The following is a 24357-nucleotide window of genomic DNA, read 5'->3' on the forward strand; positions in this document are numbered from 1 at the left end:
GTCTCCGAACGGAGTGCACATCATGGCCGACGCTGCGCCCGCGCGCGACGACACCGCGTCCCGCCACCCCGACGGGGGCACGTCCGGTCGGACGTGCCCCCGGGGAGGGGTCAGCCCTCGTGCAGGAACCAGGTGGTCGCCAGCGGCGGTGCGCTGACCGTGGCCGAGAACGGCTGGCCGTGCCAGGGCTCGGGGACGGCGTCCACCCCGCCCAGGTTGCCCACGCCGGAACCGCCGTAGGCCTCGGCGTCGGTGTTGAGCACCTCGCGCCAGCGACCGCCCCGCGGCAGCCCGATCCGGTAGCCCGTGTGCGGGGTGCCGGCGAAGTTGGCCACGCAGGCCAGCGCCTGCCCGCCCTTGCCGTAGCGCAGGAAGCTCAGCACGTTGCCCGCGGAGTCGTTGGCGTCGATCCACTGGAACCCGGCCGGGTCGACGTCCTGGCTCCACAGCGCCTCGTTCTCCTTGTACCGACCGTTGAGGTCGGCCACCAGGGAGAGCACGCCACGGTGCGCCGGGTCGTCCAGGTGCCACCAGTCCAGCGAGCGGGAGTCGGCCCACTCGCCGTCCTGGGCGAACTCCTGGCCCATGAACAGCAGCTGCTTGCCGGGGTGGGCCCACATGTAGGCCAGGTAGGCGCGCACGTTGGCCAGCTGCTGCCACCGGTCACCGGGCATCTTGCGCAGCAGCGAGCCCTTGCCGTAGACGACCTCGTCGTGGCTGATCGGCAGCACGTAGTTCTCGCTGTAGGCGTAGACCAGGGAGAACGTCAGCTGGTTGTGGTGGTAGACGCGGTGCACCGGCTGCTTCTCGACGTAGCCGAGCGAGTCGTGCATCCAGCCCATGTTCCACTTGAAGCCGAAGCCCAGGCCGCCCAGGTAGGTGGGCCGGGTGACGCCGGGCCACGCGGTCGACTCCTCGGCGATGGTCATCACGCCGGGGACCTCGCGGTAGACCGTCGCGTTCATCTCCTGCAGGAAGGCCACGGCCTCCAGGTTCTCCCGGCCGCCGTGGACGTTGGGCGTCCACTCGCCCTCCTTGCGGGAGTAGTCCAGGTAGAGCATCGAGGCCACCGCGTCGACGCGCAGGCCGTCGACGTGGAACTCCTTGCACCAGAACAGCGCGTTGGCGACCAGGAAGTTGCGGACCTCGGAGCGGCCGAAGTCGAAGACGAACGTGCCCCAGTCCATCTGCTCGCCGCGCTGGGGGTCGCCGTGCTCGTAGAGCGCGGTGCCGTCGAAGCGGCCCAGCGACCAGGCGTCCTTGGGGAAGTGCGCCGGCACCCAGTCGATGAGGACGCCGAGGCCGGCCTGGTGGGCCTTGTCCACCAGGTAGCGGAAGTCGTCGGGCACGCCGAACCGCGCCGAGGGCGCGAAGTAGCCGCTGACCTGGTAGCCCCACGACCCGCCGAAGGGGTGCTCGGCGACCGGCATGAACTCCAGGTGGGTGAACCCGGCGTAGACGGCGTACTCGACCAGCTCGTCGGCCAGCTGCCGGTAGGACAGGCCCTGCTTCCAGGACCCGACGTGCACCTCGTAGGCGCTGACCGGGCGCTCGTGCCAGTTGCCCTGCGCACGGTCGGCCAGCCAGTCGTCGTCGCCCCACTCGTAGGTGGACGTCGTGATCACGCTGGCGTTGAGCGGGGGCACCTCGGTGGCGAAGGCCATCGGGTCGCTCTTCTCGCGCCACTCCCCGTCGGCGCCGAGCACGTGGAAGCGGTAGCGCTGGCCCACCTCGGCGCCGGGCACGAACAGCTCCCAGACCCCCGAGGAGCCCAGCGAGCGCATCGGCAGCGCGCGGGCCTGCCACCAGTCGAAGTCACCGGTCACCTTCACGCCGCGGGCGTTGGGCGCCCAGACGGCGAAGGAGACGCCGGAGACGATGCCGCCGGGGGTGTCGTAGCTGCGCACGTGCGCGCCGAGCACCTCCCACAGCCGCTCGTGCCGACCCTCGCGGATCAGGTGCTGGTCGACCTCGCCCAGGGTGGGCAGCCAGCGGTACGGGTCGTCGGCCAGCACGGTGGTCGTGCCGCCCTGCCCGTCGCCGTAGACGACCTCGACCCGGTAGTCGCCGGGCTGCTGGGGCAGGGTCGCCTCGTAGACCCCGCCGCCGTGCAGCTGGGTGGCGTCGTACCGGCTGCCGTCCTGGTCCACCACGGTCACCGAGACGGCGTCCGGACGCAGCGTGCGCACCGCCCAGCCCTCGCCGACCTGGTGGGTGCCCAGCACGCCGTGCGGGTCGTGAGACCAGCCCTCGACGACGGCCCGGACGGCCTCGCCGTCGACCGGCTCGCCGGCCACCAGGGTCGGCTCCACCGGTGCCGACGACGACGCCGAGCGGGTGCGGCGCGGGGAGGCCACCCCGGCCGGGACGACGGCGGCGTGGTCGTCGGCGGGTGCCGGGTCCTCGCCGGGCGCCGGGTCGGGGGCGGGCTCCTGGGCCGGCTCGGGCTCGGGCGCAGGCGCGGCGTCCGGCGCACCGGCGGGGGGGTCGGCCGGGGCGTCGTCGGCGTCCGGGCTGGTGGACGCCGGGCTCAGGTCCGCCGTCCGGGCCGGGGTGTCCCCGCCGGTGCCGGCGTGGGTGCCGTCCTCGCGGGGCTCGGGGTGGGAGACCTCGGCCGGGTCGTCGTCCGGGGGCTCGGGCTGGGGCGCCGAGGGGGCCGACGGGTTGCCGGGCTCGGCGATCGGGGCCGGGGCGACCACGGGCGTGGCGGTCACGCCGGTCCCGGTCACGCTGGGGCTGTCCCGCTCGGCCTGCTCGAGCTCGGCCTGGAAGGCCTCGGTCTTCTCGGTCACCACGCGCTGCAGGTCGTCGGGGTCGAGCGGGTCGTGCGGCTGGTCCTGGGTCGTCATGGGAGCTCCGTCCTGCCTGCGTGCCCGGGGGCACGGATGAATGGGTCGGTCAGCTGCTGGCGAGCCGGGCCAGGGAGGTCAACGGGATCATCAGCCAGTGCGGGCGGTTGCGCGCCTCGTAGACGCACTCGTAGACGGCCTTGTCGGCCTCGAACGCCCGCAGCAGCGGTGACCCGGCGGGGTCGGTGCCGCTGGCCGCGGCGTAGCCGGCGCAGAACGAGCTGCGGTTGCGCTCGGCCCACTCCTGCGCCCGGTAGGCCCGCTGCGGGTCCCCGGGCTGCTCGACCAGCATGTGGCGGGCGGCGTAGTCGAAGGACCGCAGCATCCCGGCGACGTCGCGCAGCGGGGAGTCCAGCTCGCGGCGGGCGGCCAGCGACCGGGCCGGCTCGCCCTCGAAGTCCAGCACGATCCACCCGGTCGTGGTGCGCAGCACCTGGCCCAGGTGCAGGTCGCCGTGCACCCGCTGGGCGGTGACCGGGTCGGTGAGGTCGGCGACCGCGGCGTACAGCGTGCGCAGGCCCTCGGCGTGCTCGGCCAGCTCCGGGACGATCGCGGTCGCGGCGTCCAGCCGGGCGGTGAGCTGGCTGGCCAGCTCGCCGTACCAGTCGGTGCCGACGTCGGCGGTCGGCAGCACCCGGGCCAGGTCGCGGTGCACCGCGGCGGTGGCCTCGCCCAGCCGCTCGGCCTCGCCGGCGAAGTCCCCGCCCACCTCGTCGGCGTGCAGGTCGGCCTCGGCGTAGAGGTCGCGCACGCTGGAGGTGGCCAGCCGCCAGCCGTCGCTGGCGTTGGGCACGAAGGCCTGCAGGAAGGCCACGGTGGCCGGCTCCTCGCCCTCGGTCGCACCCTCGATCTGCACGTGGCCCAGCAGCGGGGCGATGTGCGGGTTCTCCGTCGTCCGGAGGGCGTCGTGCACCTCGACGTCGGGGTTGAGCCCGGGCTCCAGGCGGCGGAACAGCTTCATGATCGCGGTCTCGCCGTAGATCAGGGAGGTGTTGGACTGCTCGCCGGAGATGAGGTCGCCGGGGACGCCCTCGGGGATGTAGGCCACCCCGGCCGGGTGGAAGTGCAGCGGCCCGACGGTCGAGGCGGCCACCAGGTGGGTCAGCCACGGCACGGTGGCCTCGCGGTCCCGCATGCCGTCGTAGGCGTGGTTGTCCCCGACCGCGCCGACGTAGGCGTGCGCCAGGTCGTCGTCCTGGCTGCTGCGCCAGGACAGCGGGACCAGGTAGGTCTCGGAGACGTCGTCGGTGTAGGTCACGTGCACCCGGTGCACCGACAGGGCGGGGGTGCCCTGGTCCAGGAAGAACCCGTCCTCGGTGACGGAGGCCCAGGTGCGGCCCTTGCCGGCGAACCAGCGCTGGCCGGGCATCCAATCGGCCAGCAGGTCGGTCAGCGCGCTCATCGGTTGCCCCCCTCGACGCCGAGGCCACCGGTGCCGCCCGGTGGGTCCTCGGTGGACCCGACGACCCCGGCGTCCAGCAGGGACTGGGCGACGCTGGAGCTGGTCGCGGTCTCCCAGGCGTCGTCGTCCTCCTCGGTGGCCGGGGCCGAGGGCTTGGACAGCTCGAACCAGTAGAAGCCGTGGCCGGAGAGCGTGAGCATGTAGGGCAGCACGCCGATCTGCGGGAACTCCACCCGCCCGGTCAGCTCGACCGGGGTGTAGCCCTCGAAGCGGCGCAGGTCCAGCTCGACCGGCTGCGGGAACCGCGACAGGTTGTTCACGCAGAGCACGACGTCGTCGCCGAACTCGCGGACGAACGTGAGCACCGTGGGGTTGCGCGACCCGATCTCGGCGAAGCTGCCGACGCCGAACGTCGGGTGCTCCTTGCGCACCGAGATCAGCGTGCGGGTCCAGTGCAGCAGCGAGTTGGAGTTGCGCAGCTGGCCCTCGACGTTGGTGACCTGGTAGCCGTAGACCGGGTCGGCGACCAGCGGCAGGTGCATCCGCTGGGGGTCGGCGGTGGAGAAGCCGCCGTTGCGGTCCGGGCTCCACTGCATCGGTGTGCGGACGCCGTCCCGGTCACCGAGCCAGATGTTGTCGCCCATGCCGATCTCGTCGCCGTAGTACATGACCGGCGACCCGGGCAGCGACAGCAGCAGGGCGGTGAAGAGCTCCAGGGTGTCCAGGTCGTTGTCCAGCAGCGGGGCGAGCCGGCGCCGGATGCCGATGTTGGCCTTCATCCGGGGGTCCTGGGCGTACTCGCCCCACATGTAGTCGCGCTCCTCGTCGGTGACCATCTCCAAGGTCAGCTCGTCGTGGTTGCGCAGGAAGATGCCCCACTGGCAGTTGTCCGGGATGGCCGGGGTCTGGGCCATGATCTCCGAGATCGGGAAGCGCTGCTCCCGCCGGACGGCCATGAACAGCCGCGGCATCACCGGGAAGTGGAAGGCCATCTGGCACTCGTCGCCGTCCTCGCCGAAGTACTCGACGACGTCGGCGGGCCACTGGTTGGCCTCGCACAGCATCACGCGGTCCGGGTACTCCGCGTCGACGACCGAGCGGACCTCCTTGAGGAAGGCGTGGGTCTTGGGCAGGTTCTCGCAGTTGGTGCCCTCCTCCTCGAAGAGGTAGGGCACGGCGTCGAGCCGAAAGCCGTCGATGCCCAGGTCCAGCCAGAAGCGCAGGGCGTCGATGATCGCCTCCTGCACCTTCGGGTTCTCGAAGTTCAGGTCGGGCTGGTGGCTGAAGAACCGGTGCCAGAAGTACTGCTTGCGGACCGGGTCGAAGGTCCAGTTCGACACCTCGGTGTCGACGAAGATGATCCGGGCGTCGGCGTACTCGGTGTCGTCGTCGCTCCACACGTAGAAGTCGCCGTAGGGACCCTCGGGGTCGTTGCGGCTGGCCTGGAACCAGGGGTGCTGGTCCGAGGTGTGGTTCATGACGAAGTCGATGATCACGCGCATGCCGCGGCTGTGCGCCTCGGCGACGAGCTCGGTGAAGTCCTCGATGTCGCCGAACTCCGGCAGCACCGCGGTGTAGTCGGCGACGTCGTAGCCGCCGTCGCGCAGCGGGGAGGCGAAGAAGGGGGGCAGCCAGATGCAGTCGACGCCCAGCCACTGCAGGTAGTCGAGCTTGCCGATCATGCCCCGGAGGTCGCCGATGCCGTCGCCGTTGCTGTCGGCGAAGCCGCGGACGAGCACCTCGTAGAAGACGGCGCGCTTGTACCACTCCGGGTCGGCGCCGGGGGTGGGGAGACCCGGTCGGGCGGCGTTGGGGACGGGCACGGTCATGGGGAGGTCGGTCCTCGACTCTCGGGGTGTGTGGGGTGGCGGAGGAGGGGGGGCGGGCGTCAGCCCAGCGGGGCGTGCCGGGTCACGGTGAAGACGTGCGCGGGCTCGCGGTAGGGGTCCAGCTCGACGTAGTTGAACTGGCCCCACTCGTACTCGGCGCCGGTGATCTGGTCGGTCACGGTGAACCGGTCGGACCACTCCAGGCCCAGGGCGCCCATGTCCAGCGCCGTCGTCCCGATCTGGGTGTGCTGGCTGGACAGCGTGACCACGACCAGGACGGCGTCGTCCGAGCCCGGGTCGGTCTTGGAGAACACCAGCAGGTTCTCGTTGTCGATCGGGTGGAAGGTCAGCGTGCGCAGCTGCTGCAGCGCGGGGTGCTGGCGGCGGACCTGGTTGAGCCGGGTGAGGTAGGGCGCCAGCGACCGGCCGGCGGCGACGGCACCCTCGTAGTCACGGGGACGCAACTGGAACTTCTCGGTGTCCAGGTACTCCTCGCTGCCCGGCTTGAGCGCGACGTGCTCGAAGAGCTCGAAGCCGGAGTAGACGCCCCAGGTCGGGCTCATCATCGACGCCAGGACGGCGCGGATCTTGAACATCGGCGGGCCGCCGAACTGCAGCGACGCATGCAGGATGTCCGGGGTGTTCACGAAGAAGTTGGGCCGCATGTAGTGCGCGGTGCCGGCCAGCTCGCGGCCGTACTGCTCGATCTCCCACTTCTCCGTGCGCCAGGTGAAGTAGGTGTAGCTCTGGGTGAACCCGACCCGGGCCAGCTGGTGCATCATCGCCGGCTTGGTGAAGGCCTCGGCCAGGAAGAGGACGTCGGGGTGGCTCTTCTTGACGTCCCAGATGATCCAGTGCCAGAAGTTGATCGCCTTGGTGTGCGGGTTGTCGACCCGGAACACCTTGACCCCGGCGTCGATCCAGACCTGCAGCACTCGGCGGGCCTCGGCGTAGATGCCGGCCGGGTCGTTGTCGAAGTTGATCGGGTAGATGTCCTGGTACTTCTTCGGCGGGTTCTCCGCGTAGGCGATCGTGCCGTCGGGCTTGGTGGTGAAGAACTCCGGGTGCGAGGTCACCCACGGGTGGTCGGGGGCGGCCTGCAGCGCGAAGTCCAGCGCCACCTCCATCCCCAGCTCCCGGGTGCGGGCGACGAAGGCCTCGAAGTCGGCCATGGTGCCCAGCTCCGGGTGCACCGCGTCGTGCCCGCCGTCGGCGCTGCCGATGGCCCAGGGCGAGCCGACGTCGCCGTCCTCGGTGGTGAGGGTGTTGTTCTTGCCCTTGCGGTTGACCGTGCCGATCGGGTGGATCGGCGGCAGGTAGACGACGTCGAACTCCATCGCCGCGATCGCCGGCAGCCGCTTCGCCGCGTCGGCGAAGGTGCCGTGGGTGGGCCGGCCGTCGACGACCGGGCCCTCCGAGCGGGGGAAGAACTCGTACCAGGAGCCGAACAGCGCGGTGACCCGGTCGACCCACACCTCGTAGCGGGGGGACCGGGTGACCATCCGGCGCACCGGGTACGTGTCGAGCAGGTCGGTCATGGCCGGGGCCAGCGCGGGTGCCAGCCGGGCCGACAGCTCCAGGCCCTCGTCGCGCAGCGCCACCGCGGCCGCGGCGACCGCGCTGCGGTGCTCGCGGGGGACGGTCTTGCCGACCTCGTCGAGCAGCCGTGCGCCTTCTTCCAGGTCGTTGGCCAGGTCCGTCGGGCCCTGGCCGGCCTCGACCTTGACCTCGACGGCGTGGTGCCAGGTGCCGATCGGGTCGTCCCAGGCCTCGACCTGGTAGGTCCACAGGCCCTCGCGGTCGGGGACGACGGTGGCGATCCAGCGGTCGGGCTGGTCGGAGTAGGCGCGCATCCGGCGCAGCGGGGCCTTCGGTGCCCGCTTGCCCGGGGTCGCCGGGGGGCTCCAGACCACGTTGGCGGCCACCGCGTCGTGGCCCTCGCGGAACACGGTGGCGGTGATCGGTACGTGCTCGCCGACGACGGCGCGGGAGGAGAAGCTCCCGCACGCCACGACGGGTTCGATGTCGGTGATGCCCAGACGGAGGTCAGCGCGGCCAGTCACCCCTGTCACGCTATCGGCGCGGGACCCGAAGGGCACATCGACCTGATCACCCCTCCCGGGCCCGTCCACAGGGCCTCCGCGGAGCCCTCGGGCCGTCGCCCGGGGCCGCTAGGGTCGGCGCGTGCGAGCTCTCCGACGACTCACCGTCCGCGCAGCGCTCCCCGAGGCGCTGCTCCCTCTGGCCCCGCTGGTCATGAACCTGCGCTGGTCCTGGCACCCCGAGACGCGCGACCTGTTCGAGGCGGTCGACCCCGACCTGTGGGTCACCTGCGGCAACGACCCGGTGCGGGTCCTGGGCGAGGTGTCCGCCGAGCGGCTGGCCGCGCTGGCCAAGGACCGCAAGTTCCTCCGCCGGCTGTCCGACGTGACCGACGACCTGCAGGAGTACCTGGACGCCCCGCACTGGTACCAGTCCCTGGGCGACGCGGCGCCGGCGAGCATCGCCTACTTCTCCGCCGAGTTCGGCATCACCGAGGTGCTCCCGCAGTACTCGGGCGGTCTGGGCATCCTGGCCGGTGACCACCTCAAGGCGGCCTCCGACCTCGGCGTCCCGCTGATCGGCGTGGGCCTGCTCTACCGGGCCGGCTACTTCTCCCAGGGGCTGTCGGCCGACGGCTGGCAGCTCGAGCACTACCCCGCGCTGGACCCGCACGGCCTGCCGGTGAAGCTGCTGCGCGACGCCGACGGCGCCGCGGTCGTCATCGCCGTCCCGCTGCCCGAGGGCCGCACGCTGCACGCCCACGTCTGGCGGGCCCAGGTCGGCCGGGTGTCCCTGCTGCTGCTCGACAGCGACATCGAGGAGAACACCCCCGCCGAGCGCGGCGTCACCGACCGGCTCTACGGCGGCGGCGAGGACCACCGGCTGCGCCAGGAGATGCTGCTGGGCATCGGCGGCGTCCGCGCCGTCCGGGCGTACTGCGCGCTCACCGGCACCCCGCAGCCCGAGGTGTTCCACGCCAACGAGGGCCACGCCGGGTTCCAGGGCATCGAGCGGATCCGCGAGCTCACCGAGTCCCACGGTCTGTCCTTCGCCGAGGCGCTGCAGGCGGTCCGCGGCGGCACGGTCTTCACCACCCACACGCCCGTCCCGGCCGGCATCGACCGGTTTCCGCGGGCCCTGGTCGAGCGGTACTTCGCCGGCTTCGGCGTGGGGGTCCACGACCTGCTCCCTCTGGGCGCCGAAGAGGACCCGACCAAGTTCAACATGGCCCACCTGGGGCTGCGGCTGGGTCAGCGGGCCAACGGCGTGAGCGAGCTGCACGGGCACGTCAGCCGGGACATGTTCGGCTACCTGTGGTCGGGCTTCGACCCCGACGACGTCCCGATCTCCTCGATCACCAACGGCGTGCACGCCGCCACCTGGACCGCCCGCGAGCTCGTCGAGCTGGGCACCCAGACCTCCAGCCAGGGCGACCCGGTGGACGTCGAGGGCCCGGTCCGCTTCGACCAGGTGGACCGGATCGACAGCGGCGAGCTGTGGAGCACCCGCCGCCTGCTGCGCGGCCGGCTGGTCGAGGAGGTCCGCCGCCGGGTCCGGGAGAGCGCGCTGTCCCGCGGCGCGGCCGAGGCCGAGGTCGGCTGGACCGACTCGGTCTTCGACCCCGACGTGCTCACCATCGGCTTCGCCCGGCGGGTGCCCTCCTACAAGCGCCTGACGCTGATGCTGCGCGACCCCGCCCGGCTCAAGGCGCTGCTGCTGGACCCCGAGCGCCCGATCCAGCTGGTCATCGCCGGCAAGAGCCACCCGGCCGACGACGGCGGCAAGCAGCTGATCCAGCAGATGGTGAAGTTCGCCGACGACCCGGAGATCAGGCACCGGATCGCCTTCCTGCCCGGCTACGACATCGGGATGGCCCGCTACCTGTACTGGGGCTGCGACGTCTGGCTGAACAACCCGCTGCGGCCGCTGGAGGCCTGCGGCACCTCGGGCATGAAGTCCGCGCTCAACGGCGGGCTGAACCTGTCCATCAAGGACGGTTGGTGGGACGAGTGGTTCGACGGCCAGAACGGCTGGGCGATCCCGACCGCCGACGGCGTCGAGGACCCCGAGCGGCGCGACGACGTCGAGGCCACCGCGATCTACGACCTGCTGGACAAGCAGGTGCTGCCGCGGTTCTACGAGACCGACCGGGACGGCGTGCCGACCCGCTGGGTCGAGATGGTCAAGCACACCCTCACCGAGCTCGGCCCGAAGGTGCTGGCCAGCCGGATGGTCGCCGACTACGTGGGCAAGCTGTACGTGCCGGCCGCCGGGTCCGCCCGGGCGCTGGCCGAGGGCGGCTACGAGGTCGCCCGGCAGCAGGCGGCCTGGCGGGCGCACGTGGTGAGCAACTGGGGCAGCGTCCGGGTGGCCCACGTGGAGGCCACCGGGGTGGGGGACACCCCGGAGATCGGGTCCACCATCGACCTGCGGGCCGAGGTCGAGCTGCCCGGGCTGGTCCCGGACGACGTGCAGGTGCAGGCCGCCTACGGCCGGGTCGACGACACCGACGGGCTGCACGAGGTCACCGCGGTGGACATGGCCCACGACACCACCGAGGGTTCCCGGCACTGGTTCACCGCCACCATCTTGCTGGAGCGGACCGGCGCCTTCGGCTACACGGTGCGGGTGCTGCCGTCGTCGCCGGCGCTGGCCACCCCGGCCGAGCTGGGCGTGGTCACCAACGCCTGATGGTCATCCCGGGGCCGGTTCGTCCACCGTCGGCCGGCGGTCGATGGACGGATCGGCCCCGTGCTGACCACCGGGTGAGACTGCCGTGACTGGCGGTGACGAAGGGACCATGTCGATGGTCACGCTCCGGCGTGGCTGACCCGCGTGGCGGCGTCGGGCGCGCCGGGCTCATTAGTGTGGCCGCCATGCCCGACCGCTGTGAGGTTCTCCCCGGAGACAACGTCGTCGCCCGCCGTGCCGGTGGCCTGCTGTGGGTGGACGCCCCCGGCTCGCCGGCCCTCGTCGCGACGCTGCACGCCTGCCTCGGGGTCTCCGGCCCCGGCGCCGACCGGGTGCTCACCGCGGTCGCCGGGCAGGTGTCCGCGCTCGCCTCCGGCGGCGCCTCGTTCGCCCTGGTGCTGACCGACTCGGCCGACGGCTCCGGCGCCGGCGTGGCGCTGTGGGCCGGCAAGGGCCAACCCGCCGTGGACGGCGTCCCGGTCTCCGGTCGCCCGACCGACGGCGGCTGCACCCTGGCCAGCGGCTTCGACCTGGGCTCCAGCCTGTACGTCGGCCCGGGCTCCTCCCCGTCGCCGGTGCCGCCGGGTGTGGCCTTCGACCTGGTCGAGGGCACCGTCCCCGGCAGCGGGGCCACCCTGCAGCTCACCGCCGCCACGCCGGTGTCGGTCGCCGTCCCCGCGCCGCAGGCCGCGCCGGCCGCCGAGCGCTTCACCGCGAGCTCGGACGCGGGCTTCAGCGCCCCGGCCGCCGCCCCGGTCTCCGAGCCGCAGCCGGTCGCCCAGGCCGGCGCGGCCACCGCCTTCTGGGCGCCGGACCCGCCGGCCGCCCCGGTGCTGCGCTTCGACGACGGCATGGTCGTCGACGTCGACAGCGACCTGGTGCTCGGCCGCCGTCCCGGCGGCCACGAGCTGGTGACCTCCGGGACCGCCAAGCCGGTGCCGATCGCCGACACCCAGAACGTGCTGTCCTCCGCCCACGCCGCGATCCAGCGGGCCGGCCGCGAGGTCTCCCTGGTCGACCTGGGATCGCTCAACGGCACCCACGTCGCCGGCCCCGAGGCCACCGAGTGGACCCAGCTCGAGCCCGGCGTCGCGCACGCCCTGTCCGACGGCGACCGCCTGCTGCTGGGCTGGACCGTCATCACCTTCGAGCAGCCCGCCGAATAGCCTCACCCGTCGCCCGACGCCGAGGGCCCATCCCCACCCGGGGGTGGGCCCTCGACGTCGATCAGGGGCGGCGGACCACCCGCAGCGCCCACACGCTCCGGCTGGGCATCGTGATCGGGCCCGGCGCCACGACCGCGGGGCGCGGCGGGGCGCCGGTGGGGTACTCGGTGGAGACGACGAACTCGTAGGCGTCGGCCCACGGCGGGCCGGGCAGGTGGACGGTGACCTCGGCCGGCCCGGCGTGCAGGTAGACCAGCCACGAGTCGTCGACGACCGGCCGGCCGCGCTCGTCCCGGGCCCGGATGCCGCGTCCGTCGAGGTACATGCCGATGGTCTGCAGGCCGGTGTCGTACCAGTCCTCCGTGCTGAGCTGGCCGCCGCCGGGGGCGAACCAGGCCAGGTCGCGGGTGCCGCCGGAGCCGGGCACCTCGTGGCCGTCGAAGAAGGCCTCCTGGCGCAGCACCGGGGACTGCCGGCGCAGCGCGATCAGCCGCGAGGCGAAGGTCCAGAGGTCGGCGTCGATGGCGCCCCAGTCCAGCCAGGACAGCTCGTTGTCCTGGCAGTAGGCGTTGTTGTTGCCCTCCTGGGTGCGGCCCAGCTCGTCCCCGGCGGTGAGCATCGGGACACCGGTGGACAGCAGCAGCGTGGTCAGCACGTTGCGCACCTGCCGGGCCCGGACCTCGATCACCGCGGGGTCGTCGCTGGGCCCCTCGACGCCGGCGTTCCAGCCGCGGTTGTGGCTCTCGCCGTCCCGGCCCTCCTCGCCGTTGGCGTCGTTGCGCTTGCGCTCGTAGGTGTAGAGGTCGCGCAGGGTGAAGCCGTCGTGGGCGGTGACGAAGTTGACCGAGGCGAAGGGACGGCGGCCGTCGGAGCGGTACAGGTCGCTGGACCCGGTCAGCCGGTAGGCGAGGTCGCGGACGCCGACGTGCGCCCCGGACCACACGTCGCGCACGGTGTCGCGGTACTTGCCGTTCCACTCGGTCCACAGCGGCGGGAAGTTGCCGACCTGGTAGCCGCCCTCGCCGACGTCCCACGGCTCGGCGATCAGCTTCACCTGGGAGACCACCGGGTCCTGGTGGATCACGTCGAAGAACGCCGACAGGCGGTCCACGTCGTGGAAGGAGCGGGCCAGCGCCGAGGCGAGGTCGAAGCGGAAGCCGTCGACGTGCATCTCGGTGACCCAGTAGCGCAGCGAGTCCATCAGCAGCGCGAGGACCTGCGGACGGCGGACGTCCAGGGTGTTCCCGCAGCCGGTGTAGTCGGTGTAGCGGGCCGGCTCCCCGCCGGCCAGGCGGTAGTAGCCGCTGTTGTCGATGCCCTTGAACGACAGCGTCGGGCCGGTGTGGTCGCCCTCGGCGGTGTGGTTGTAGACCACGTCGAGGATGACCTCGATGCCCGCGGCGTGCAGCGCCTTGACCATGGCCTTGAACTCGGTCACCTGCGCCCCGCCGGTCCCGGCGGAGGAGTAGGCGGCGTGCGGGGCGAAGTAGCCCAGCGTGTTGTAGCCCCAGTAGTTGGTCAGCCCGCGGCGCAGCAGGTGCGGCTCGGAGACGAAGTGGTGCACCGGCAGCAGCTCGACGGCCGTCACGCCCAGGGACACCAGGTGCTCGACGAAGGCCGGGTGGGCCAGCCCCGCGTAGGTCCCGCGCAGGGCCGGGGGGACGTCGGGGTGGCGCATCGTCGCGCCCTTGACGTGCACCTCGTAGATCACGGTGTCCGACCAGGCGGTGCGCGGCGGGGCGTCGCCGGCCCACGGGAACGAGTCGTGGATGACCACCCCGCGCGGCACGAAGGGCGCGGAGTCCAGCGGGTCGGGGGAGCCGGCGTCGGGGTGGCCGCCGGCGTAGCCGAACAACGCCGGGTCCAGGGTCAGCTCGCCGTCCACCGCGCGGGCGTAGGGGTCCAGCAGGAGCTTGGCCGGGTTGTACCGGGCGCCCGAGGAGGGGTCGTAGCCGCCGTGCACCCGGTAGCCGTAGCGCTGGCCGGGCCCGACGCCGGGCAGCCGCCCGTGCCAGACCTGGTGGGTGGTCTCCTGCAGTCGCTGCCGGTGCTCGGTGCCGTCGGGGTCGAACAGGCACAGGTCGACCGCCGAGGCCCCCGCCGTCCACAGCGCGACGTTGGTCCCGGTGCCGTCCCAGTGCGCCCCCAGCGGCGCCGGGCTGCCCGGCCACACCTCGGACGACGGACCAGCTGCTCGATCTGCCATCCCCGCATCGTGCCCGACACCGGGGTGCGCGCCGCGGAGGCGGGCGCCGGGGTTGGTTGGATGGGGGTGTGACGAGCCCTCCGGTGGTCCAGCTCTCCGACGTCGACGTCGTACGGGGGACGACCCACCTCCTGCGCGGGGTCGACTGGACGGTGCGGGAGGACGAGCGCTGGGTGCTGCTGGGCCCCAACGGCGCCGGCAAGACCACGCTGATGCAGCTGGCCTCGGCGCAGATGCACCCGACCCGGGGCACGGTGGAGCTGCTGGGGGAGACCCTCGGCGCCGTCGACGTCTTCGAGCTGCGCCCCCGCATCGGGCTGACCAGCGCCTCCCTCGCCCAGCGGATCGCCCCGGCCGAGCGGGTCGGCGACGTGGTCGTGTCCGCCGGCTACGCCGTGGTGGGGCGCTGGCGCGAGCGCTACGACATCCACGACCTGACCCGCGCCGGGATGCTCATGGAGCAGTGGGGCGTCGCGCCCTATGCCAACCGGCCCTTCGGGACCCTCAGCGAGGGGGAGCGCAAGCGCACCCAGATCGCCCGGGCGCTGATGACCGACCCCGAGCTGCTGCTGCTCGACGAGCCCGGCGCCGGCCTGGACCTGGGCGGCCGCGAGGACCTCGTCTCCCGGCTGACCGACCTGGCCCGCGACCCGAACGCCCCGGCTCAGGTGCTGGTCACCCACCACGTGGAGGAGATCCCGCCGGGCTACACCCACGCGATGCTGCTGCGCGGCGGCGAGGTGGTGGCGGCCGGCCCGGTGGACGACGTCGTCACCGCCCCGCTGCTCAGCGACACCTTCGGCCTGCCGCTGGCGCTGGGCCGGGTCCGCGGCCGCTACAGCGCCCGCCGCGCCACCGAGAGCTGACGCTGCATACGGTGGGCGGTGACGACGCCGTCCCACCGGAGGAGCACCGCATGGCCGAGCCCGAGTTCGTGACGCTGCAGGTCGAGGACGGCGTGGGCACCATCCGCCTGGACCGCCCGAAGATGAACGCGATCGACGAGCAGCTGCACCGGGAGGTCCGGGCCGCGGCGCTGGAGGCCGGCAGCCGGGCAGACGTCCGGTCGGTGGTGCTCTACGGCGGCGAGCGGGTGTTCGCCGCCGGCGCCGACATCAAGGCGATGTCCCAGCTGACCGGGTCGTCGATGGTCGCCTGGGGCCGCGAGCTGACCAGCTCCTTCCGCGAGGTCGCCCGCATCCCGAAGCCGGTGGTCGCCGCGATCACCGGGTACGCCCTGGGCGGTGGCTACGAGCTCGCCCTCTGCGCGGACTTCCGGGTGCTGGGGGAGTCGGCGAAGATCGGCCAGCCCGAGATCCTGCTGGGCGTCATCCCCGGCGCCGGCGGCACGCAGCGGCTGGCCCGGCTGGTCGGGCCGGCGAAGGCCAAGGACCTGGTGTTCACCGGCCGGCACGTGGGCGCCGAGGAGGCCCTGGACCTGGGTCTGGCCGACGCCGTCGTCCCCGACGACCAGGTCTACGCCGCCGCGGTCGCCATGGCCCGCAAGTTCGCCGCCGGCCCGCCGCTGGCGCTGGCCGCGGCCAAGCGGGCCATCGACGAGGGCCTGGACGGCACGCTGGACCACGGGCTGGCCCTGGAGTCCGAGCTGTTCGCCGGGCTGTTCGACACCGAGGACCAGAAGAACGGCATGGCCTCGTTCCTCGCCGACGGTCCCGGCAAGGCCACGTTCACCGGCCGATGAGCGACCGGCCCGCCCACCTGGACCGCTGCGACGACGTCGGGCGGGCCTGGCTGGAGCGGTCGGTCGCGCTGGTGGAGGCCGACGCCCGGCGCAGCGCCGACACCCACCTGCTGGTCTACCCCCTGCCGCCCGAGTGGGGGGTGCAGCTCTACCTCAAGGACGAGTCGACCCACCCCACCGGCAGCCTCAAGCACCGGCTGGCCCGCTCGCTGTTCCTGCACGCGCTGTGCTCGGGCTGGATCCGCGAGGGCGGCACCGTGGTCGAGGCCTCCAGCGGCTCGACGGCGGTCAGCGAGGCCTACTTCGCCCGGATGCTGGGGCTGCCCTTCGTCGCGGTCATGCCGGCCTCGACCAGCCCGGAGAAGATCGCGCTGATCGAGTTCCACGGCGGCCGCTGCCACCTGGTCGCCGACCCCGGCACCGTCTACGACGAGGCCCGCCGGATCGCCGCGGAGACCGGCGGGCACTACCTGGACCAGTTCACCCACGCCGAGCGGGCCACCGACTGGCGCGGCAACAACAACATCGCCGAGTCGGTGTTCGAGCAGCTGTCCGCCGAGCAGAACCCGGTGCCGGAGTGGGTCGTGGTCGGCGCGGGGACCGGCGGCACCAGCGCGACCATCGGCCGCTACCTGCGCTACCGGCGGCTGCCCACCCGGCTGGCCGTCGTGGACCCCGAGGGCTCGGCGTTCTTCCCCGGCTGGCGGGACGGCGACCCCGCCGCGGTGGGCCGCCCGTCCCGCATCGAGGGCATCGGCCGACCCCGGGTCGAGCCCTCGTTCGTGCCGACCATCGTCGACCGGATGTTCTGCGTGCCCGACGCCGCCTCGCTGGCCGCGATGCGCCACCTGGAGAAGGTGACCGGCCGGCGGGCCGGCGGGTCCACGGGCACGAACCTGTGGGGGGCCTTCCAGCTGGTCGCCGAGCTGGTCGCCGCGGGCTGCTCCGGCAGCGTGGTCACGCTGCTCTGCGACGGCGGCGAGCGGTACGCCCGGACCTACTACTCCGACGACTGGGTCGCGGCCCAGGGCATGGACCTGGCACCGCACACCGAGGTGCTGGAGCACTTCGCCGTGACCGGCCGCTGGCCGTGAGCGGGGTCACCGGCACCTGAGCTGCCCCCGCCACGTTACCGGCGGGTAACGTCCATCATCGGAGCCAGAGCGGGCACCCGTGTGCCCGCGCCACCCCGAACGCCCCCGCGGAGGTGCGATGAACATCGTCGTTCTTGTGAAGCAGGTCCCCGACTCCGGCAGCGAGCGCTCGCTGGACAGCTCGGACAACACCGTCGCGCGCGCGAGCGCGGACAACGTGATCAACGAGATGGACGAGTACGCCATCGAGGAAGCGCTCACGGTCAAGGAGTCCCAGGGCGGCGAGGTCACCGTGCTGACCGTCGGCCCGGCCGGTGCGACCGACGCGATCCGCAAGGCGCTGTCGATGGGTGCCGACAAGGCGGTGCACGTCACCGACGACGCCATCCACGGCTCGTGCGCCATCCAGACCTCGGCGGTCATCGCCGCGGCGCTGTCCCAGCTGGAGTACGACCTGGTGATCTGCGGTGCGGAGTCCACCGACGGCCAGGTCTCGGTCATGCCCGCGCTGCTGAGCGAGCGGCTGGGCATCCCGCACCTGTCCGGTGCCCGCAAGCTCACCGTGGACGGCTCGACGCTGAAGGTCGAGCGGCAGACCGACGGCGGGTTCTGGGCCCTGGAGGCGCAGACCCCGGCGATCGTGAGCACCTGGGACACCATCAACGAGCCCCGCTACCCCTCGTTCAAGGGGATCATGGCGGCGAAGAAGAAGCCCGTGTCGACGGTCTCGCTGGCCGACATCGGCGTGGACGCCTCCGCCGTGGGCCTCGCGTCCGCGACCAGCCAGGTGCTGGACTTCGCCGGCCGCCCGCCCAAGGGCGAGGGCGTGAAGGTGACCGACGAGGGCGACGGCGCCGACAAGCTCGTGGGCTACCTGGCCGCCCAGAAGATCGTCTGACCCGGTAGCTCGAGGAAGAGAGACAGTCATGGCTGAAGTTCTGGTTCTGGTCGAGGTCGCCCCCGACGGCTCCGGTGTCCGCAAGACCACGCTCGAGGCGCTCACCGCCGCCCGCGCGCTCGGTGAGCCCTCGGCCGTCGTGCTGGGTGCCCCGGGCACCGCGGCGTCGGTGAAGGGCGCCCTCGCCGAGTACGGCGCCGCCAAGGTGTACGTCGGGGAGTCCGAGGACATCGACGCCTACCTGGTGGCCCCCAAGGCCGAGGTGCTCGCGCAGCTCGTCGCCGAGAAGTCCCCGGCCGCCGTGGTCATCCCCTCCACCCCGGAGGGCAAGGAGATCGCCGGCCGCCTGGCGATCAAGACGGGGTCGGGGTTCCTGACCGACGTCACCGACATCGCCGCCGACGGCACCGCCACCCAGGTGGCCTTCGCCGGCGGCACGATCGTGCACTCCAAGGTCACCACCGGCACCCCGATCTACACCCTGCGCGGCAACTCGGTCACCCCCGAGCCCGCCCCGGGCGCGGCTGCCGAGGAGCAGGTCGCGGTGTCGATCTCCGACGCCGCCAAGCAGACCCGGGTGACCGACCGGGTGGTGGAGCAGAAGTCCGACCGGCCCGAGCTCACCGAGGCCGCGATCATCGTCTCCGGTGGCCGCGGCGTGGCCTCGGCGGAGAACTTCTCCGTCATCGAGGGCCTCGCCGACTCCCTCGGGGCGGCCGTGGGTGCCTCGCGCGCCGCGGTGGATTCGGGCTTCTACCCGCACTCCTTCCAGGTCGGGCAGACCGGCAAGACGGTGTCCCCGCAGCTGTACATCGCCGTGGGCATCTCCGGGGCTATCCAGCACCGGGCCGGCATGCAGACCTCGAAGACCATCGTCGCGGTCAACAAGGACCCCGAGGCGCCGATCTTCGAGCTCGCCGACTTCGGCGTCGTGGGCGACCTGAACACCGTCGTCCCCGCGGCGACGCAGCAGATCACCGCCCGCAAGTAGCACCGCACCGCCCCGACGAGCGCCGGTCCCCACGGGGGTCGGCGCTCGTCGCGCGTGCGGGGACGGGGCGGGCGCGTGAGGATGGGTCGTGCTCCTCGCCGACGTCGTGACCACCTCCGCCGCCGTCGGCGCCACCCGCGCCCGGACGGCGAAGAGCGCGGCGGTCGCCGAGCTGCTGCGCACGGCCGCCCCCGACGAGGTCGGGCCGGTCACCGCCTGGCTGTCCGGCAGCACACGGCAGGGCAAGCTCGGCGCCGGCTGGCGCACGCTGTCCGGCGTCGATGCCTCACCGGCCGCCGAGCCCTCGCTGGCGGTGGCGGAGGTCGAGGCGGCCCTCGACGAGCTCGCCGGGGTCGGCGGCACCGGGTCCACCGCCCGCCGGGCGCAGCTGCTCGGCGACCTGTTCGGCCGGGCCACCGCCGACGAGCAGTCCTTCCTGCTCCGGCTGCTGGGCGGCGAGCTGCGGCACGGGGCGCTGGAGGGCGTCGTCCTGGATGCCGTCGCCGCGGCCGCCGACGCACCGTCCGCCGTCGTCCGGCGGGCCTTCTTCCTGTCCGGCGAGCTGCCGGCGGTGGCCGAGCTGGCGATGACCGCGGGCGTGCCGGCCCTGGAGGCCGTCCGGCTGCAGGTCGGTCGTCCGCTGCGCCCGATGCTGGCCTCCCCGGCCGACGACCTGGCCGCCGCCCTCGGCGACGGCGACGTGGTGGTCGAGCAGAAGATGGACGGCGCCCGGATCCAGGTGCACCGGGACGGCGACGACGTGCGGGTGTGGACCCGCACGCTCAAGGAGATCACCGCCCGGGTGCCCGAGCTGGTCGAGGTGGTGCGCGGCCTGCCGGCGACGACCCTGGTGCTGGACGGCGAGACGCTGGCGCTGACCGACGACGGCCGGCCGCGGCCGTTCCAGGAGACCGCCGCCCGCTTCGGGGCCGACGCCGGCGAGCTGCTGCTGCAGCCGTTCTTCTTCGACTGCCTGCACGTCGACGGCACCGACCTGGTCGACGAGCCGCTGTCGGTGCGGCAGGAGGCGCTGGGCCGGGTCGCGCCGGGGCACCGCATGCCCGGGGTGGTCCGGCCCAGCGCCGAGCAGGCGGCCGAGTTCTCCGCCGCGTCGCTCGCGGCCGGGCACGAGGGCGTCGTGGTCAAGGCGCTGAGCAGCACGTACGCGGCCGGACGGCGGGGGAGCGCCTGGCGCAAGGTCAAGCCGGTGCACACCCTGGACCTGGTGGTCATCGGCGCCGAGTGGGGCTACGGCCGGCGCACCGGGTCGCTGTCCAACATCCACCTGGGCGCCCGGGACCCCGACGGCGGTGAGCCGGTCATGGTCGGCAAGACGTTCAAGGGCATGACCGACGAGCTGCTCGCCTGGCAGACCGCGACCTTCCCCGACCTCGTGCGCGAGGAGCGGGGCGGCACCGTGCTGCTGCGGCCCGAGCTGGTGGTGGAGATCGAGCTCGACGGCGTGCAGCGCAGTCCCCGCTACCCGGGCGGGGTGGCCCTGCGGTTCGCCCGGGTGCTGCGCTACCGCCCGGACAAGGAGCCGGGGGACGCCGACACCCTCGACGCGGTCCGTGCCCTGCTGGCGGGGAGCTCGGTGCCGGGAAGCTCCGAGCCCGTGCCCGGGTTGCCCCCGGGGTGAGCGACATCGGCGTCTTCGACCGCGCGCACCGGTCGACCACCGTCGGGTTGCTGGTGCTGGTCTCCTTCGTGGCGTTCGAGGCGATGGCCGTGGCGACCGCGATGCCCACCGCCGTGGCCGAGCTGGACGGGCTGGCCTGGTACGGCTGGCCGTTCACCGCGTTCCTGGTCGCCCAGGTGGTCGGCATGGTGCTCGGCGGTGAGGTCGGCGACCGCCGGGGCGCCCGGGTGGCCCTGCTGTGGGGTGTGGGCATCTTCGCCGCCGGGTTGGTGGCGTCGGGGTCGGCGGTCGACATGGGGCTCTTCGTCGCCGGCCGCGCCGTCCAGGGGTTGGGTGGCGGCCTGATCGCCGTCTCGCTGTACGTCGTCGCCGGGGCCGCGTACGCCCCGCAGCTGCGCGCGGCGTTGTTCGGCGCGCTGTCGGCGGCCTGGGTGGTCCCCGCGCTGGTCGGGCCGCTGGTGTCCGGCCTGGTCACCTCGCTGGCGTCCTGGCGGCTGGTGTTCCTCGGCATCCTGCCGCTGGTCGCTGCCGGGCTGGTGCTGGTGCTGCCGGCGCTGCGCGGGCTGGCCGTCCCCGAGGGCGGCGCACCGGCCGTGGCCTCCCGGCGGTGGTGGGCGGTGCTGGCCGGGGCCGGGGTGGGCGCGCTGCAGTACGCCGGCCAGCGGATGGACCTCCCCGCCGTCCCGGTCGCCGTCCTGGGGCTGGTCGCCCTGGTGCTCGGGCTGCGCCGGCTGCTGCCGACCGGCACCGGCCGGGCCGCCCGCGGACTGCCGTCGGTGGTGGCCTCCCGCGGCCTGCTCGCCGGGGCGTTCTTCGGCGTCGAGGCGCTGATCCCGTTCTCGCTGACGACCCTGCACGACTACCCGGCGACCACCGCCGGCATCCCGCTGACCGCCGGTGCACTCGGGTGGTCGCTGGCCTCGGCGCTGCAGGGCCGTCGACCGGACATGTCCCGGGTGCGGCTGCTGCAGACCGGGTTCGTGCTGGTCACGACCGGGGTGGCCGGGACGGCGCTGATCGCCGTGGCCGGTCTGCACGGCTGGGCCACCTACGTGACCTGGGCCGTGGCCGGCCTGGGCATGGGCCTGGGCATGAGCAGTCTGGGCGTGCTGCTGCTCGAGCAGTCGCCGGAGCACCGCCGGGGCGCGGACTCCGCCGCGCTGCAGATCGCCGACGTCACCGGCAGCGCGCTGTGCATCGGCGGCGTGGGGGTGCTGCTGGCGGCCGCGTCGGCCGGTGCGGTGCCGCTGACCGCGGCCGTGCTGGCCGGGGTGGCCGGGTGCACGGCGGTGGCCGCGGTCGGCTGCGTGGTCGCCGGTCGCTCCCGCCCGGTGGACGACCGGGCGGCCGCCCCGTCGGCCGCGACTACCCTGGCGACGTCATGACCTACCTCGACCACGCGGCGACCACGCCGATGACGACCGAGGCCGTCGCGGCGATGACCGAGCAGTTGGCCCGGGTGGGCAACGCGTCGTCGCTGCACGCCAGCGGCCGGGAGGCCCGGCGCACCGCCGAGCAGTCCCGCGAGCGCCTGGCCGAGGCCCTGGGCGCCCGCCCGTCCGAGGTGCTGTTCACCGGCGGCGGCACCGAGAGCGACAACCTGGCGGTCAAGGGCCTGTTCTGGGCTCGCCGCGACGCCGACCCGCGCCGGACCCGCGTGGTGGTCAGCCCCGCGGAGCACCACGCCGTGCTGGACAGCGTCGAGTGGCTGGTGGAGCACGACGGCGCCGAGGTCACCTGGCTCGACGTCTCGGCCACCGGCGAGGTCACCGCCGACGCCCTGGCCGCCGCCCTCGGCGACGGCACGGACGTCGCCGTGGCCAGCGTGATGTGGGCCAACAACGAGATCGGCGCGGTCAGCGACCTCACCACCCTGGCCGCGGTGGCCCACGCCGTCGGCGTCCCGCTGCACACCGACGCCGTGCAGGCCGTCGGCCAGGTGCCGGTGGACTTCACCGCCAGCGGGGTGGACGCGCTGACCATGACCGGGCACAAGCTCGGCGGGCCGATGGGGGCCGGGCTGCTCGTGCTGCGCCGGGACGCCGAGTGCACGCCGCTGCTGCACGGCGGTGGCCAGGAGCGCGACGTCCGGTCGGGCACGTTGGACGTCGCCGCGATCGTCGGCCTCGCCGTCGCCACGACGACCGCGGTCGCCGACCGGCTCGAGCGCACCGCCCGGGTGGCCGCGTTGCGCGACCGGCTGGTCGCCGGTGTCGTGCAGCGGGTGCCCGACGTCCAGCTGAACGGACCCGCGCTGGACACCGTCGTCGCCGGCGGTCCCGGCCGGCTGCCGGGCAACGCGCACCTGTCCTTCCCCGGCGCCGAGGGCGACGCCCTGCTCATGCTGCTGGACGCCAACGGCATCGAGTGCTCCACCGGCTCGGCCTGCTCGGCCGGGGTCGCCCGGCCCAGCCACGTGCTGCTGGCCACCGGTGCCGACCCGGACCGGGCCCGCAGCTCGCTGCGCTTCAGCCTGGGCCACACCTCCACCGACGCCGACGTGGACGCCGTCCTGGCCGTCATCGGTCCGGTCGTCGAGCGCGCGCGCCGGGCGGGGCTGGGTCGGCGGTCGGCATGAGGGTCGTCGCCGCGATGAGCGGGGGCGTGGACTCCGCCGTCGCCGCCGCGCTCGCCGTGGAGGCCGGGCACGAGGTGACCGGCGTGCACCTGGCGCTGTCGCAGCACCGGCAGCAGATGCGCAGCGGGTCGCGCGGGTGCTGCAGCGTCGAGGACGCCGACGACGCGCGCCGGGTCGCCGGTGAGCTGGGCATCCCGTTCTACGTCTGGGACATGGCCGACCGGTTCGCCGAGGACGTCGTCGACGACTTCGTGGCCGAGTACGCCGCCGGCCGGACGCCGAACCCCTGCCTGCGCTGCAACGAGAAGATCAAGTTCACCGCCGTGCTGGACCGTGCGCTGGCGCTGGGCTTCGACGCCGTGGTCACCGGCCACCACGCGCGGCTGGCCGACGGCGAGCTGCGCCGCTCGGTCGACGCCGCCAAGGACCAGAGCTACGTGCTGGGCGTGCTCACCGAGCGGCAGCTGGCCGGGACGGTGCTGCCGCTGGGGTCGATGACCAAGGAGCGGGTCCGCGAGATCGCCGCGCAGCGGGGCTACGCGGTGGCCACCAAGCCCGACAGCCACGACATCTGCTTCATCCCCGACGGCGACACCCGGGGTTTCCTGGACCGCCGGCTCGGTGCTGCGCCCGGACCGGTCGTCGACGCCGCGACGGGGGCGACGGTGGGGGAGCACCAGGGCACCCACGGGTTCACCATCGGGCAGCGCAAGGGCCTGGGCATCGCCGTCGGCGACCAGCGCCCGCGCTACGTGCTGGGCATCGAGCCGGTCACCCGAACGGTCACCGTCGGCACCGCCGAGCAGACCGGGGTGGACGAGGTCGTCACCGGCCGGCCCTCCTGGACCGGTCCGGCGCCGGTGCTGCCCCTGGAGGCCGTGGTGCAGCTGCGTGCCCACGGCACGCCCGTGCCCTGCACGGTCTCCGCGGGGGAGGACGGGCTGGTGATCGCGCTGCACGCGACCGAGCGCGGGGTGGCACCGGGGCAGTCGGCGGTGCTCTACGAGCCGGACGCCGAGCGCGGCGACCGGGTGCTGGGCCAGGCCGCCGTGCACCGCACGAGGGTGCGCCAGCCCGTCTGAGGCTGCTCATCCCGGCCTGAGCGCGCGCCCGCCCCGGTACTGCGCCCCCACGCCGGCGGGGGGGTTTCCGGACGGGGAACGCTGGGGGTCGGTTCACAGCCGGCCCTTGGGTTCGTCAGAGCTGCGGGCTACGTTTCGCGGGGCGAGATGGTTCGCCGCGCTACTTAGTCATGCTCTGTGACCGATC

General features: G+C 73.6%; 16 protein-coding genes. 11 read left to right on the forward strand and 5 right to left on the reverse strand.

Features of this window, described 5'->3' with window-relative positions:
- Positions 1–110: 110 nt before the first annotated feature.
- The 4 genes from glgB to LFA75_RS17355 are packed head-to-tail and all read right to left on the reverse strand — an operon-like array spanning position 111 to position 8143.
- Entirely contained in the window at positions 111–2849 is a 2739-nt protein-coding gene (glgB, locus tag LFA75_RS17340; protein WP_225234847.1) for a 1,4-alpha-glucan branching protein GlgB, read from the reverse strand.
- Between the two features lie 49 nt (positions 2850–2898).
- On the reverse strand, positions 2899–4251 hold the full coding sequence (locus LFA75_RS17345) for a maltokinase N-terminal cap-like domain-containing protein (RefSeq protein ID WP_225234848.1): 1353 nt from the start codon (positions 4249–4251) through the stop codon (positions 2899–2901).
- Positions 4248–6080 (reverse strand): maltose alpha-D-glucosyltransferase, encoded by a 1833-nt coding sequence (treS, locus tag LFA75_RS17350; protein WP_225234849.1) that lies wholly within the window; start codon positions 6078–6080, stop codon positions 4248–4250. Before treS ends, LFA75_RS17345 begins: the two co-directional genes overlap by 4 nt.
- Positions 6081–6139: 59 nt before the next feature.
- Positions 6140–8143, reverse strand: a complete 2004-nt coding sequence (locus LFA75_RS17355) for an alpha-1,4-glucan--maltose-1-phosphate maltosyltransferase (RefSeq protein WP_225234850.1) — start codon at positions 8141–8143, stop codon at positions 6140–6142.
- A gap of 121 nt (positions 8144–8264) precedes the next feature.
- Here LFA75_RS17355 and glgP point away from each other — a divergent pair, with 121 nt between their 5' ends.
- Both glgP and LFA75_RS17365 read left to right on the forward strand, forming a co-directional pair.
- Positions 8265–10814 (forward strand): alpha-glucan family phosphorylase, encoded by a 2550-nt coding sequence (gene glgP, locus LFA75_RS17360; RefSeq protein WP_225234851.1) that lies wholly within the window; start codon positions 8265–8267, stop codon positions 10812–10814.
- 185 nt (positions 10815–10999) lie between these two features.
- Positions 11000–11980 (forward strand): FHA domain-containing protein, encoded by a 981-nt coding sequence (locus LFA75_RS17365; protein ID WP_225234852.1) that lies wholly within the window; start codon positions 11000–11002, stop codon positions 11978–11980.
- Positions 11981–12041: 61 nt separating this feature from the next.
- Here LFA75_RS17365 and glgX read toward each other — a convergent pair whose 3' ends face one another.
- Complete coding sequence (gene glgX / locus LFA75_RS17370; protein ID WP_225234853.1) at positions 12042–14186, reverse strand: glycogen debranching protein GlgX; 2145 nt, start codon at positions 14184–14186, stop codon at positions 12042–12044.
- Between the two features lie 83 nt (positions 14187–14269).
- Between glgX and LFA75_RS17375 the strand changes: the two genes are divergently transcribed.
- From LFA75_RS17375 to mnmA, 9 genes are all read left to right on the forward strand, one after another.
- Positions 14270–15052, forward strand: coding sequence for an ABC transporter ATP-binding protein (locus LFA75_RS17375; RefSeq protein ID WP_225234854.1), 783 nt, complete (start codon positions 14270–14272; stop codon positions 15050–15052).
- 50 nt (positions 15053–15102) lie between these two features.
- Entirely contained in the window at positions 15103–15888 is a 786-nt protein-coding gene (locus LFA75_RS17380) for an enoyl-CoA hydratase/isomerase family protein (RefSeq protein WP_225234855.1), read from the forward strand.
- Positions 15885–16982 carry an L-cysteine desulfhydrase Cds1 gene (cds1, locus tag LFA75_RS17385; protein ID WP_225234856.1) on the forward strand — a complete coding sequence of 366 codons (1098 nt, stop codon included), beginning with the start codon at positions 15885–15887 and terminating at the stop codon, positions 16980–16982. Before LFA75_RS17380 ends, cds1 begins: the two co-directional genes overlap by 4 nt.
- 136 nt (positions 16983–17118) lie before the next feature.
- A complete protein-coding gene (locus LFA75_RS17390) occupies positions 17119–17880 on the forward strand; it encodes an electron transfer flavoprotein subunit beta/FixA family protein (protein WP_225234857.1) in 762 nt (253 codons plus the stop codon).
- A gap of 28 nt (positions 17881–17908) precedes the next feature.
- Complete coding sequence (locus LFA75_RS17395) at positions 17909–18871, forward strand: electron transfer flavoprotein subunit alpha/FixB family protein (protein ID WP_225234858.1); 963 nt, start codon at positions 17909–17911, stop codon at positions 18869–18871.
- An 88-nt stretch (positions 18872–18959) separates the two neighbouring features.
- On the forward strand, positions 18960–20510 hold the full coding sequence (locus LFA75_RS17400; protein WP_225234859.1) for an ATP-dependent DNA ligase: 1551 nt from the start codon (positions 18960–18962) through the stop codon (positions 20508–20510).
- On the forward strand, positions 20507–21895 hold the full coding sequence (locus LFA75_RS17405; protein ID WP_225234860.1) for an MFS transporter: 1389 nt from the start codon (positions 20507–20509) through the stop codon (positions 21893–21895). The genes LFA75_RS17400 and LFA75_RS17405 overlap by 4 nt, the downstream gene beginning before the upstream one ends.
- Positions 21892–23088 (forward strand): cysteine desulfurase family protein, encoded by a 1197-nt coding sequence (locus LFA75_RS17410; RefSeq protein ID WP_225234861.1) that lies wholly within the window; start codon positions 21892–21894, stop codon positions 23086–23088. The genes LFA75_RS17405 and LFA75_RS17410 overlap by 4 nt, the downstream gene beginning before the upstream one ends.
- Positions 23085–24170, forward strand: a complete 1086-nt coding sequence (gene mnmA / locus LFA75_RS17415) for a tRNA 2-thiouridine(34) synthase MnmA (RefSeq protein ID WP_225234862.1) — start codon at positions 23085–23087, stop codon at positions 24168–24170. The genes LFA75_RS17410 and mnmA overlap by 4 nt, the downstream gene beginning before the upstream one ends.
- Positions 24171–24357 lie beyond the last annotated feature (187 nt).

The sequence above is a fragment of the Klenkia terrae genome (genome assembly GCF_900491935.1).
Classification (GTDB): Bacteria; Actinomycetota; Actinomycetes; order Mycobacteriales; family Geodermatophilaceae; genus Klenkia; species Klenkia terrae.